Origin of the sequence: Paroceanicella profunda, from assembly GCF_005887635.2 — a bacterium.
GTDB classification, from domain to species: domain Bacteria; phylum Pseudomonadota; class Alphaproteobacteria; order Rhodobacterales; family Rhodobacteraceae; genus Paroceanicella; species Paroceanicella profunda.
The window spans coordinates 247497-260418 of the sequence record NZ_CP040820.1; the positions used below are offsets into that span (position 1 = coordinate 247497).

Annotated in this window: 9 protein-coding genes; 4 read left to right on the top strand and 5 right to left on the bottom strand. The window is 72.8% G+C overall.

The window, feature by feature from the left end:
• Positions 1 to 191 precede the first annotated feature (191 nt).
• Positions 192 to 494 (top strand): helix-turn-helix domain-containing protein, encoded by a 303-nt coding sequence (locus FDP22_RS21750; RefSeq protein ID WP_138576061.1) that lies wholly within the window; start codon positions 192 to 194, stop codon positions 492 to 494.
• Positions 491 to 1813 carry a type II toxin-antitoxin system HipA family toxin gene (locus tag FDP22_RS21755; RefSeq protein ID WP_138576062.1) on the top strand — a complete coding sequence of 441 codons (1323 nt, stop codon included), beginning with the start codon at positions 491 to 493 and terminating at the stop codon, positions 1811 to 1813. The genes FDP22_RS21750 and FDP22_RS21755 overlap by 4 nt, the downstream gene beginning before the upstream one ends.
• A gap of 665 nt (positions 1814 to 2478) precedes the next feature.
• Here the strand turns inward: FDP22_RS21755 and FDP22_RS21760 are convergent.
• Positions 2479 to 3852, bottom strand: a complete 1374-nt coding sequence (locus FDP22_RS21760; protein WP_138576063.1) for an aminotransferase family protein — start codon at positions 3850 to 3852, stop codon at positions 2479 to 2481.
• A gap of 281 nt (positions 3853 to 4133) precedes the next feature.
• On the opposite strand from FDP22_RS21760, the gene FDP22_RS21765 reads away from it, so the two are divergent.
• Positions 4134 to 5567, top strand: coding sequence for an aminotransferase-like domain-containing protein (locus FDP22_RS21765; protein ID WP_138576064.1), 1434 nt, complete (start codon positions 4134 to 4136; stop codon positions 5565 to 5567).
• Between the two features lie 526 nt (positions 5568 to 6093).
• A complete protein-coding gene (locus FDP22_RS21770; protein ID WP_138576065.1) occupies positions 6094 to 6486 on the top strand; it encodes a DoxX family protein in 393 nt (130 codons plus the stop codon).
• 310 nt (positions 6487 to 6796) lie between these two features.
• Here the strand turns inward: FDP22_RS21770 and denD are convergent, their stop codons facing one another.
• The 4 genes from denD to FDP22_RS21790 are packed head-to-tail and all read right to left on the bottom strand — an operon-like array spanning position 6797 to position 12904.
• Positions 6797 to 7795 (bottom strand): D-erythronate dehydrogenase, encoded by a 999-nt coding sequence (gene denD, locus FDP22_RS21775; RefSeq protein WP_138576066.1) that lies wholly within the window; start codon positions 7793 to 7795, stop codon positions 6797 to 6799.
• A gap of 13 nt (positions 7796 to 7808) precedes the next feature.
• A complete protein-coding gene (locus FDP22_RS21780; protein ID WP_138576067.1) occupies positions 7809 to 9755 on the bottom strand; it encodes a D-apionate lactonase family protein in 1947 nt (648 codons plus the stop codon).
• Between the two features lie 12 nt (positions 9756 to 9767).
• Positions 9768 to 10736: an ABC transporter permease gene (locus FDP22_RS21785; protein ID WP_138576068.1), complete on the bottom strand. Its 969-nt coding sequence runs from the start codon at positions 10734 to 10736 to the stop codon at positions 9768 to 9770.
• On the bottom strand, positions 10733 to 12904 hold the full coding sequence (locus FDP22_RS21790) for a sugar ABC transporter ATP-binding protein (protein WP_138576069.1): 2172 nt from the start codon (positions 12902 to 12904) through the stop codon (positions 10733 to 10735). The genes FDP22_RS21785 and FDP22_RS21790 overlap by 4 nt, the downstream gene beginning before the upstream one ends.
• Positions 12905 to 12922 lie beyond the last annotated feature (18 nt).

Below are 12922 nucleotides of genomic sequence, written 5' to 3' on the forward strand. Positions count from 1 at the left end.
GCAGCGCCGGATTTATCGATTTCGGTAAAAGGGGCACCGAAGGGCGCCCGGTTGCGGCGCACTTTATCTAATGCGGTAAATTTCCGGGGTCGCGGCCGGGGCGTCACCGAGTTTTACCGTAATCGGTAAATCTCCTTGCTCCCGGCCGGTCCTGCCTGTATATTTACCGAATTGGGTAAAGGGAGGCGGCCATGGCGGCGGGCGCAGACAACCGGTTTCTCGAACAGCTCGGACAGCGGATGCGCGCCGCGCGCGCCGCGCGCGGGCTGAACCTGCACCAGCTTGCCCGGCTCACCGGCATCAGCGCCTCGGCCCTGTCGCTCATCGAAACCGCGAAGCGCGACCCGCGGGTGACCACCCTGTCCCGCATCGCCCGGGCGCTGCGCCTGCCCATGTCCGCCCTTCTGGAGGGGCCCGGCCCCGATGACACCCCGGCGCCGCCCCCCGCGCGGGATGAGGACAGCGGCGGCTATGACCTCGGGGAGTACCGGTGACCACCCCCGTTCCGGCCTATTTCGACACCCTGCACGTGGGCACCGTGGAGGTGGCCGGCGACGGCGCCCTGTCCTGGCACTACGCGGAGCGCTGGCGCGCCGCGCGGGGCGCCTTCCCCATCTCGCTCACCATGCCGCTGGGCGCGGAGCCGGTGCCGGAGGCGCGGATCGCGCCCTGGCTCGCCAACCTGCTGCCGGAGGAGGAGCAGCTCTCCATCCTCAGCCGCGCGCTCGGGCTGGGCCGTGCGGACGTGCTGGCCCTGCTGGCGGAAATCGGCGGCGACACCGCCGGCGCGCTCTCCTTCTCCGCGCCCGCGGACCGGACGCACTGGGCCTATACCCCGCTCACCGACTTCTACGGCACCGCCGATCCGCACCAGGCGCTGGAGCGGCATTTCGACGATCTCGGCCGGCGGCCCTTCCTGGCCGGCGCCGAGGGCGTGCGCCTGTCGCTCGCCGGCGGGCAGAAGAAATCCGCCCTCGCGGTGCTCAGCGCGCAGGGCACGCCGGTGCTGCGCCTGCCGGGGCCGGGAGACATCCTCGCCGTGCCGCGCAACGGGGCGCCCTCCACGGTGATCCTCAAGCCCGACAACCCCAACCTGCCGGGCATCACCGAGAACGAGGTCTGGTGCCTCCACCTCGCCGAGGCGATCGGCATCCCCGCGGTGCGCACCACCCTGCTGGGCGCGGGGCGGCGCTCCGCCATCTGCGCGCTGCGCTATGACCGGCGCACGGGCCGCGACGGCCGGCTCATCCGCGTCCATCAGGAGGATTTCGCACAGGCAAACGGCGTGCCGCCGGGGCGGAAATACGAGCGGGGCACCCGGCCGGGCCCGGGCCTGAGGGCCCTGCTCTCCACGGCCGATCACCTGCCGGCCACGGATGCGCTGGCCCTGCTGGACCTGGTGATCTTCAACATCCTTGTGGCGAACACCGACGCGCATGCGAAGAACTACTCCGTCCTGCTGCCGGTGGGCGGGCCGCCGCGCCTCGCGCCGCTCTACGACGTGTCCTGCGTGCTGCCGTGGCCGCATGTGACGCAGTTTTTCGCGCAGAGCCTCGCGGGCAAGCGCCGCAAGCCGGGCCGCCTGGCCGGCCGGCACTGGGACGCCATCGCGCGCGAGATGGGCTACCGCCCGGCCGACCTGCGCCGCAGGGTGCAGCAGCTGGTGGACCGCATGGTGGCGCAGCGCGTGGCGGTGACGGAGACGGTCTGCGCCATGCCCGGCGCCAGCCGCGGCCACGTGGAGCAGGCCGCGGCACTGGTCGAGGCCAACGCCCTGCGCATCGCCGGACGGCTCACAGACACCAGCCCCTGAAGCCCCCCGGCCTGCCAGGGAGCGGACCGGAGCGGTCCACCGGACCGGCTGAACCGGTGCTCCCCGGGGCAGGCCGGAGCCGCACACCGGGCCGAACGCCGGACCGGCAAGGCGCGGCCGTCCCCGCAACGGAGCCCTCCGAGCGAACCGCTGTGGCATCCGGGGGGAGGCGCAGGGCGGCCCGGCGGCACAGGACGCGGGCCAGCCGGGGAGGGCCTGGGCGGAGCCGGCAAGATTCCGCAGGGACGGTTCGCAGCCGCCCGGGCGAGATCGGGGGGCCGCAGGAGGGCGCGTCAGCGACACGCCGGGGCGTCTTTCGCAGCCATGCGCGTCGGTGGGTGGCCACTGGGGGCAGGCCGCTGGGGGATCCAACAGGAGGGAGGCCGCTTGGGGGGACCCGACAGGCGGAACGCTGCTGGCGGGAGGCAATAGGCGGGAGCCAATAGGCGGGAGGCTGCCGGTGGGAGACGACCGGGGTGGGATGCAACTGGCGGGAGGCGGTTGGTGGGGGGCACCTGGCGAAACAGCCTTGCCCACCGGCCCGAGCGGCGCGAGCAGGGGTGCGGAAACGGCAGCGCGGGTCCGGAGCGGGGCCCGCGCGCAGGCAGCAGCGGCTGCCGGGACGGCAGGCCGGCGCGGGAGATCCTGCGCCGGCCCGGCCGGGATCAGGCGGCGGGCACGGTGGCCAGGGCCTCGTCCAGCGTGGAGAGGATCAGGTCGATGTCGTCGGGCGTCGAGATCAGCGCCGGGCTGAAGCACAGCGTGTTGTTGAAGCCGGGCAGCGAGCGGTTGGTCATGCCGATGATCACGCCGCGCTTGTCGCACTCGGTGACCACGGATTTCACCACCGCCTCGGGCAGCGGTTCGCGGGTCTCGCGGTCGGCCACCAGCTCGGCGCCGCAGAACAGGCCCTTGCCGCGAATGTCGCCGATCAGGGCGTACTTGTCCTTCAGCACCGCGAGGCCCTCCATCAGGCGCGCGCCCATGGCGGTGGTGTTGTCCAGCAGGCCCTCGTCCTCGATGATGCGCATGTTCTCCAGCGCCGCCGCCGGCCCGGCGGTGCAGCCGCCGAAGGTGGAGATGTCGCGGAAATGGTTCAGCGGGTCGGAGGCGTCGTCCTTGAACAGCTCGAACACCTTCTCGTTGGTGACCAGGCAGGAGATGGCGGCGTAGCCGGAGGCGAGCCCCTTGGCCATGCTCACCATGTCCGGCTCCACCCCGTAATGCTGGTAGCCGAACCAGGTGCCGGTGCGCCCCACGCCGCAGACCACCTCGTCGATGTGCAGCAGGATGTCGTATTTGCGGCAGATTTCCTGCACGCGCTGCCAGTAGCCCTCGGGGGGCGTGATCACACCGCCGCCGGCAGTCACCGGCTCGAGGCAGAGCGCGCCCACCGTGTCCGGGCCCTCGCGCAGGATCACCTCCTCGATGGCGTCGGCCGCGCGCTCGCCGTAATTCTCCACGTCCCACTGCTTGCGGTACTCGAGGCAATGCGGCACCTGCACGAAGCCGTCCGGGTAGGGGCCGTACTGCAGGGCGCGCTCGGGCTGGCCGCCGGCGGCGAGGGCGCCGATGGTGGTGCCGTGGTAGTCGCGCTCGCGGAACAGGATCTTGTATTTCTTGCCGCCGTAGCGCTTGTGCGCGATCTGGCGGACCATCTTGAAGGCCTTCTCGTTGGCCTCCGAGCCGGAGTTCGCGTAGTAGACGCGGCTGAGGCCCGGCATCTTGGTGATCAGCTTCTCGGCGAAGAGCGCGCCGGGGATGGAGCCCGCGGAGCCGGCGAAGTAGTTGATCTTGATGAGCTGGTCGCGCACCGCGTTGGCGATGCTCTCGCGGCCGTAGCCCACGTTCACCGTCCACACGCCGCCGGAGACCGCGTCGAGGAATTCCTTGCCCTTCTGGTCCCAGACGCGCATGCCGCGGCCCTCGACGATGATCCGGGGCTCGCCGGTCTCGAAGGGCTTGTGCTGGGTCAGGTGATGCCAGACATGCGCACGGTCGGCCTCGACCACGCCGCTGAGGTCGTTTGTGTCGTACATCGTAAAGGGCTCCCTTTGTCAGAACCTCGCCACTAGGCCTCCTGCCGATGCGTTGCAACAGGTCCAGACACAGCGAATGGATGGAGCCAGAGATGCACAGCCCGCGCGCAACGGCAACCGGGATCGCCGCGAATCCGGGCAGAGGGTGTAGAATCCTGCCCCGTCCGGTGGGGCCGGGCATGGAAACCCGCCCCGCGGACGGGCATTGTGCAGGGCCGCCAGGGCAGGGGGTTCCCGCCGGCGCGGTGCTACAGCCATGCAACAGCGCGAAGGGCAGGGGCATGATCACCGTCATCGACCGCGACAGCGAGACGCCGATCCAGACGCAACTGCGCCAGTCGATCATCGAGGCGATTCACGGCCGTGCGATGCGCGGCGGCCAGAAGATGACGCCGTCGCGCCTGCTCGCCCGGCGGCTCGGCATCGCCCGCAACACCGTCACCGCGGTCTATGAGGACCTCGTGGCGCGCGGTTATCTCGAATCCGTGGCGCGGCGCGGCTATTTCGTGGCGCTGCGCACGCCCGCCCCCTGCGGCCCGCCCGTCGCCCCCGGCCCCCGGGTGGACTGGGACGCGCGCTTCCGGCAACGCCCCTCGCGCATGCGCCACATCGTCAAGCCCTCCAACTGGCAGGACTTCCCCTACCCCTTCGTCTACGGACAGGTGGACCCGGGCCTGTTCCCGATCAACACCTGGCGCACCTGCTCGCGCGATGCGCTGGGGCGCTCGGCCATCGACTGGTGGACCGCCGACCGCGCGGTGGAGGACGACCCGTTGCTGGTCGAGCAGATCCTGAGCCAGATCCTGCCGCAGCGTGGCATCTACGCCCGGCCGGAGGAGGTGCTGATCACGCTGGGCACGCAGGAGGGGCTCTACCTGCTCTCGCGGCTGCTGGTGCGCGCCGACACCCGGGTGGGCGTGGAGACGCCGGGCTACCCGGATGCGCGCACCATCTTCGCCCAGGACGGCGCACGGATCGTCGACCTGCCGGTCGACGCGCAGGGCGCGCGGCTGGCGCAGGCCGGGCCGCTGGATGTCGCCGTGCTCACCCCCACCCGCCAATGCCCGACCATGGTGGCGATGTCCGCGCCCCGGCGTGCCGAGGTGCTCGCTGCCGCGCGGCTGCATGACACCATCCTCGTGGAGGACGACTACGAGGGCGAGACCGACTTCTCCGCCGAGGCCACCACGCTGAAATCGCAGGATGTCGACGGGCGGGTGGCCTATCTCGGAACGCTGTCGAAGGTGCTGGCGCCGGGGGTGCGGCTGGGCTTCATGGTGGCCGATGCGGCGCTGATCGAGGAGGCCCGCTGGCTGCGCCGGCTCATCCACCGCTCCGCCCCGCTCAACAACCAGCGCACCGCGGCGATCTTCCTGGCCGAGGGCCATTACCAGCGGCTGCTGCGCACGCTGCGCGCCGCGCTGGAGCGCCGCTTCGAGGCGATCAGCGCCGGCTGCGACGCCCATCTGCCGGGGTTCCGGCGCAGCGACAGCACCGGCGGCTCCAGCCTCTGGCTCGAGGCGCCGCCGGGCCTCGACACCTCGCGCCTGTTCCACGCGGCCGCGGCGCGGGGCGTGCTCACCGAATCCGGCGATCCCTTCGTGCCCGAGGCCGATACGGGGCGGTATCTGCGCCTCGGCATCTCCTACATCCACGAGCGCCGCATCGAGGCCGGTCTGCGCGCCCTCGGCGAGGCGGCGCAGGACTGCCGCTGACAGGCCCGGCAGACACCGCCCCCCGCATCCTCCGGCGCATCGCCCGCCGGGCCCGGCCCGGCATCCGGACGGGGCCGCCCTCGGACCCGACCCGGCGCGCGGTGCGCTCCGCCCCCGGGACGCCGCCGGGCGAGATCCTCGACGCCGATGCGGGCGGGCCCGGCGCCGCCGGTTGCGCGGTGAGCGTCTCCGATGCCCCACCATGATGGACGTGCCGCCGATGATCCATCCCGGGGCCGCATCACGGTGGAGGAAATCTTCGCCCGGCCCGGCAGCGATGGGCTCCCGCTTGCTCAACGGCGCGCCCGCGCCCGTGCTCTTCGGTCCCGGGGCCACGGCTCTCGGCGTGAGCGCCGGCCCGGCGATCGCGGGCGTGGCCGGCGGGCGGGTTGACAGGATCGTCATGCGGGTGCGCGCATCCTGCGGCTTTCCGCTCCCGCCACCGCGCGCTAGTCTGCCCGCCGCAGGCCACCCGGCCCGCGCGGGGGGCCGCGACAGACGGCCCGCAACAGAAGGAACGCGGCAGATGACAGACACACTCCGGTCCATGGCACCGATGGTGCTCAGCCTGGTCCGCCTGGTGACCGGCCTGATCTTCATGGAGCACGGGCTCCAGAAACTGCTGGGCTTTCCGCCGACGGACAACACCTGGGAGGCCTTCTCCCTGTCCTGGGTGGCCGGCTGCTTCGAGCTCGCTTGCGGCGCGCTCATCGCCATCGGCTTTCTCACCCGGCCGGCGGCCTTCGTCGCCTCCGGGGTGATGGCCTTCGCCTACTGGATCGCCCATGCCCCGCGGGATGTCTTCCCGGTGAACAACGGCGGCGACGCGGCCATCCTCTATTGCTTCTTCTTCCTCTACCTCGTCTTCGCCGGCCCCGGCCCGGTGAGCGTGGACGGCATGCGCGGCCGCGCGGCCTGATCCGGCGCGACCGCAGGCGCCCGGCCCGCGACGGCTGCGTGCGGCCGGGATGCGCCACGGCGCGGACTGAGCCGGCCCTCCCCCAGGCGCCAGGCCTGCGGGAGGGAGGTGCGCAGGGCGACGCCCGCGTCCCGCACGCGTCGCGCGGGCGCCGTCGCACCGCCCCGCAGGCCCCCGGCCGGCGCGCCGGTTCCCGATGCACCGGCACGGGCGGAGGCAGGAGGGCGAAGCGCCTCCGGCCATCGCGCCCGTGAGGACCGCCGCGCAGGCCGGCCGAGCCCGTGCCCGGGCGGGCCGGTCCCGACCCCGGTCAGCCGGGCAGGCTGCCGCCGAGTTCATCCTCGATGTGGATGCGGATGATCTCGTCGAAGGAGGCATCGGCGGTGAAGCCCAGCTCCAGAGCCCGCTTCGGCTCGAAGTCCCGCGGCCAGCCGGCGACGATGTCCACGATCGCCGGGTCGGGCTCGCGGCGGATGAGGCGCACGGCCTTGTCTCCCGCCACCCGGCGCAGCGCCTCGATCTGCTCGCCCACCGTGGCCGAGAGGCCCGGCATGCTCAGCGCCCGGCGCTGTTCGAGCCCCGAGAGGTCCATGGTCGCGGCATGCAGCAGGAAGCCCACCGCGGCGCGCGGGCTCGCGTGCCAGTGCCGCACGTCCTCGGACACGGGAAGCACCGCTTCCCTGCCCACCAGCGGTTCCCGCAGGATGTTGGAGAAGAAGCCCGACGCGGCCTTGTTCGGCGTGCCCGGCCGGATGCAGATGGTGGGCAGGCGGATGGCGATGCCGTCGAACAGCCCCTTGCGGCTGTAGTCGGAGAGCAGCAGTTCGCCCATCGCCTTCTGCGCGCCGTAGCTGGTGCGCGGCGTGGAGAAGAAGTCATCCGCGATCCGGTCGGGGAAGGGCGCGCCGAACACCGCGATGGAGGAGGTGAACACCACGCGGGGGAAATACCCCTCCACGTCATGCGCCGCGCGGATGGCGTCGAACAGCTGGCGGGTGCCGTCGAGGTTGATGGCGTAGCCCTTGTCGAAATCGAGCTCCGCCTCGCCGGAGACGATGGCCGCGAGGTGGAAGATCACGTCCGGCCGGCCCTCGATCATCCGCACGGCGGAGGCGGGGTCGGCGATGTCGAGCGCCTGCGTGGTGACCTGGCCCGAAAACCCCTCCGGGCGGGCGGGTTCGATCACGTCCACCAGGGTCAGCCGGTCAAGCGCGCCGGCGCTGGCGCCCCCGATCCCCCCGTCCCGGGTGATCCGCTCACACAGCTTGCGACCGACCATGCCGGCCGCACCGATGATAAGTACATGCATTCGTTTGTCCTTCTCAAGAAATCGTGACGTGCAGGCGCAGCACGGCATGGGCGTCGAGGGGGATGGGGCCCTCCGGCGCCGGGCGCAGCGCGTCCATGTAGGCGGGGTCCGCGGCGGCGGCGGCGAAGCCGGCCGCGTCCAGCACCGCCATTGCCGTGACCGGCACCGGCAGGGTGAGCGTGAGCGGCGCCGCGGTGAGATTGGCCAGCCAGATCTCCGCCGCCCCGCCGCCATCGGCCACCAGGCCCTGCACCAGCTCGGGGCGCGGGCTGCCGAGCGCGCGCAGCGGCCGGCCTTCGAGCGCCGACAGCCCGCGCAGCACGTGGAACACCGGGAACAGCCCGCCATGCGTGTCGAACCAGGGCTGGGGAAACTCCGCCGGCGCGTGCAGTACGCCGAAGGGCCCCACCGGTGCGCCGAAGGCCACGGCGCTCGCCCCTCCCAGGGCGAGCTGCGCGAAACAGCCCAGCGTCCAGGCCGCGCCCAGCAGGCCGCGCTGGCGCGGGTCGTTGCGGTTCATCGCCTGGCGGATGTTGCCGGGGTTCGGCTTCGGGGCCGCGCCATAGGGGTTGTCGCGCATCCCGATGGCCGAGGGCCCGACGGCGAAGGGAACCCCGGCGCAGAGCGCGGCCGCACTGGCCGCCACCGCCGGCAAGGCCTGCAGGGTCTCGGTCACCGAGCGGTCATCCCCGGCGTGAACCAGCGGCGTGGTGGTGAAGCTCACCAGGTCGAGGTGGCGGACCGGCGGGCGCTTGCGGTTGAGCTCGGTGAAATAGCTGAACATGCCGCCGCCGATGCGCGTGCCGGGGAAGGCGGCGCGGGTGGCCTGCGCCAGCGCCTCCGCCGGGGGTGTCTCCGGCCAGGGGCTGCCGGGCAGGGTGCACTTGAGGTCCGCGGCGGGCGAGGTGAGCACGGTTGCGAATGGCGCGCCGAGGCCGCGGACCATGGCCCCGAGCGCGGCGATCTCCGCCTCGAACCCGTCCACCGAGACGATCACCGCCTCCAGCCAGGGCTCGGCGCCCAGGGCCCGCGCGAGATCGGCCTGCGCGGCGAGGCTGGTGCGGTCATGGCCCCGGCGCGGGTCATGGTGGCAGATGAGATGGGCGGGCGCGAGGGCACGCAGCGCCTCCGCCGCGGCACGGGCGGGGTCCACGTCCTCCGGCTGCAGGCCGAGGCCCACCGGCGGCACCCGTCCGGCCGGCGCGCCGAGGCCGAGCGCGAGCGCTTCCGCGCCCGCTGCACGCGGCGCGGGCCCGCTCACCCGCACGGTGACGGATTGCGCCAGCTCCTCCCCCGGTTCCAGCCTGTAGGGCCAGGGCAGGGCGAGCGGGCGGACATAGGTCTTGAAGGAGGCATCGGTCCAGTTCCGCTGGTCCTCCATCTCGAACGTGTCGCCCTCCATCAGGCAGCTCACCCGCAGCCCGCCGGGCGTGGTGTGGACCAGCTCGCGCAGGTCCATCATCGGCTGCACCGGGTCGATGAGCGCGGGAAAGCTGCCGGACACGCGGCGCCCGTCGGTGTGCAGGATCTCCACCGGCCGGCCCGCCACCCCGTCGATGGGGTGGAGGATGACGAAGCCGGTGCGGTTGGTCTCGAACGGCGCTTCCGCGGCGCCCCGGGAGGAGAACACCAGCGTGCCGTCGGCGTGGCCCTCGATGCGCGCCCGCCAGGCGAAGGCCAGCCCGCCGTCCGCGGCGCGGGCGGCGTAGGTGACGGTGAAGAGCGTGCCGCTCTCCTCCACCACGATGTCCGAGAGGGCCGGGGCGAAGGTGCCCCAGTCCCGGTCCCGCACGATGAAGGAGACGGCGCGCAGCACCTCGGCGCCGCCGAACCGGATGTAGCGCAGGTTCCCCGCCTCGAATTCCGCGGTGAGCGGGCCTGCGGCGAGGATGCGCGGCGGGGGCACCTCCTCCTCGGTGCCGAAGAGGGCGAGGGCGCGGCTCGGAGTATGATCGGTCATTGCGGGCCCCCCTCAGCGCGCGCTGCGCCAGGTCACCAGCCGTTCGGCCAGCAGGGCGAGGATGATGATGGAGCCGATGGCCGTGCCCTGCCAGAAGGGCGAGACGCCCATCAGGTTCAGCCCGTTGCGGATCATCACCATGATGATCACCCCGATCAGCGTGCCGATGATGGAGCCGCGCCCGCCGTAGAGGCTGGCCCCGCCGATCACCACGGCGGCGATCGCGTCCAGCTCCATCTGGTTGCCGGCCAGCGGGTCCGCGGAGAGGATCTGCGCGATGGAGAAGGTGATGGCCACCGCCGCCAGCGCGCCGGAGATCACGTAGGGCAGCACCGAATAGGCCAGCACGTTCAGCCCCGCGGCCCGCGCCGCCTCGCGGTTCGAGCCGACGGCGTAGATGGTCCGCCCGCCCTTCGACCAGGTGAGGTAGAGCCAGGCGAGCAGGTAGAGCGCCAGCAGGAACAGCACGTTGGCCGGGATGCCGAGCACTGTGGAATAGACGATGTCCGACAGGCTCATCGGAATGGAGGAGATCGCCGTCTGCCCGGAAAAGATGTAGGCGAGGCTGCGCGCGATGGCCATCATCCCCAGCGTCACCACGAAGGGCGCGAGGCCGAAGACCGCCACCAGCACGCCGGAGCACAGCCCGATCCCGCCCCCCGCGAGCACCGCGCAGAGGATGGCGAGCGGGATCGGCATCTCCTGCAGCGCGAGGCCCAGAACGATGCCGGTGAGCCCCGCCACCGAGCCGACCGACAGGTCGATCCCGCCGGTGAGGATGACGAAGGTCATCCCCACGGAGACGATCCCGATCACCACCGACTGGTCCAGGATGTTGAAGATGTTGTTCTGGGTGAGGAAATAGGGCGAGAGCAGCGACAGCGCGAAGCCGATGGCAAGGGCGAGGCCGAGCATGCGCAGCTCCAGGCTGCGCCCGATGCGCGCGAGGCCGGCCGGGAGGGGGGCGGTGATCTGGGTCATGACGCGGCTCCTGAACTGGGGTCCGAGGCGGTGAGGAGGGCGACCTGGCGGCGGATCTCCGCCGGGTCCGGCAGCGGGCGCCCGGCCCGCAGGGTGAGCCCGATCCAGCCGAGGTCATGGCCGCGGGCGGTGTGCATCCCGATCAGCAGGGTGGTGAGCCCGGTGTCCGGGCCGGGCCCCGGCCCGCTCGCCCCGGCAGCGCCGCTGCCGGGAGAGGCGCCCTGCGCCCCGGTCGACCGCGCGCCGTGGTCGGGCGGGGCACCGGTAGCGCCTGCACCCGGGCCATCTGGCCGACGGGCGTGGGCGTCCGGCGGGATGTCCGTGCCCGCGGAGCGCAACGCACCGGCATGCGCGCCCGCGGCCCGGGCCGGGAGGAGCGCAGAGGCGGCATCGGCGCCGTGCTCCGGCTGCGGGCCGGGGGCAGGCTCGGCGACGAACCCGTCGGCGCGGGCGCGCAGGGCGGTTGCGATGGCGGTGTCGGCGTTGCGCACGGCCTCGCCGATGCGCAGGCCGATCCCGGGGGCTCCGGGGGCGGCGGACTGGCCGAGGCAGATCAGCTCCTGCGCGTCGAGCAGCGCCCAGAAGGCGACCCCGTCATGGGCCTGCGCCAGGCTGTCGAGCAGCGCGCGGTTGCGCCCGGTGGAGCTGCGCGGCGCGGCGAGCAGGGTGAGCTTCTCCTCGGTGAGCAGCGGCGTGGGCAGGTTGGCTATGGTCATGCCGTCCGACATCACCACCACGCGCTCGGTGAGGCCGAGCAGCTCCTCGAAATCCGAGGAGATCACCACCACCGCCACCCCGTCATCGGCAATCTCGCGCAGGATGCGGTAGATCGCGGCGCGGGTGCCGATGTCCACGCCCTTGGTGGGCTCGTCGAGGATGAGCACCGTGGGCTCGATCAGCAGCCAGCGGGCGATGATCACCTTCTGCTGCATGCCGCCCGAGAAGGTGAGCAGGCCGGTGTCCAGCCGGTTCTCCGGCAGGCCGAGCTTCTCCAGCAGCTCCGCCAGCCTGCCCTGGCGCCGGCCGTAGCCGAGGCCGAAGCCACGGTGCCGGCCGATATGCGCGAGCATCAGGTTCTCGCGCACCGTGAGATCGGGCACGATGTTCTGCGCCCGCCGGTCCTCCGCCACGAAGCCGATGCCGTGGCGGATGGCATCGGCAGGCTTGCGCGGGGCGATTTCGCGGCCCTTCACCTTCACGGTGCCGGCGTCGCGGCGGCGCAGGCCGAAGAGCGCCTCCGCGGCCTCCGAGCGCCCCGCCCCCACCAGCCCGCCGAGCCCGAGGATCTCCCCCGCCCGGACGGAGAAGGACACGTCGCGCACATGCGGCGCGGCGCGCAGGCCCGAGACCTCCAGCGCCGGCGGGCCCTCGGCGGCGGGCCGGGGCCCGCGCGGGGCGGCATGGATGGCGCCCAGGTCGCGCCCGACCATGTGGCGGATGATGTCGGACTGGCTGAGCCCGGCGGTCTCCACGCCGGCCGCCACGGTGCGCCCCTCGCGCAGGATCGTCACCCGGTCGGTGATGGTGAACACCTCCTCCAGCCGGTGCGAGACGAAGATCAGCGCCCGGCCGTCCGCGCGCAGGCGCGCCATGATGTCGAACAGCCGGTCGACCTCGGTGGGGCTGAGCGAGGCGGTGGGCTCGTCGAAGATGAGCAGGCTGGCCTCCAGCGCCAGGGCCTTGGCGATCTCCACCAGCTGGCGCTGCGCGGCCGAGAGCAGCCGCACCTCGGCGTCCAGCGGCAGAACGTGCTCATGCCCCAGCCCGGCGAGGATCGCCTGCGCGCGCCTGCGCATCTGCCCGAAGGACAGCCGGCCGGCGCGCCCCAGCTCGGGCAGGAAGATGTTCTCCAGCACGCTCAGATCGGGCGCGAGGCTGGTCTCCTGGGCCACCAGCGCGATGCCGATGTCCAGCGCCTCGCGCGTCGAGCGCAGGTCCAGCGGGCGGCCCTCATAGGTGAGCGTGCCGCTGTCCCGGGCGATGTGCCCGCTGATGATGCGCGACAGGGTGGACTTGCCGGCCCCGTTGGCGCCGAGCAGGCCGTGCACCTCGCCGGCGCGCACCTCGAGCGTGGCATCGGCCAGCGCCCGGGTGGACCCGAAGCGCCGCGCGATGCCCGTGGCGGTGAGCGCCGGGGCGGGCCGCGTGGTCCGGACGGCGTGTGGCATGGGATGTGACCTCCGAAG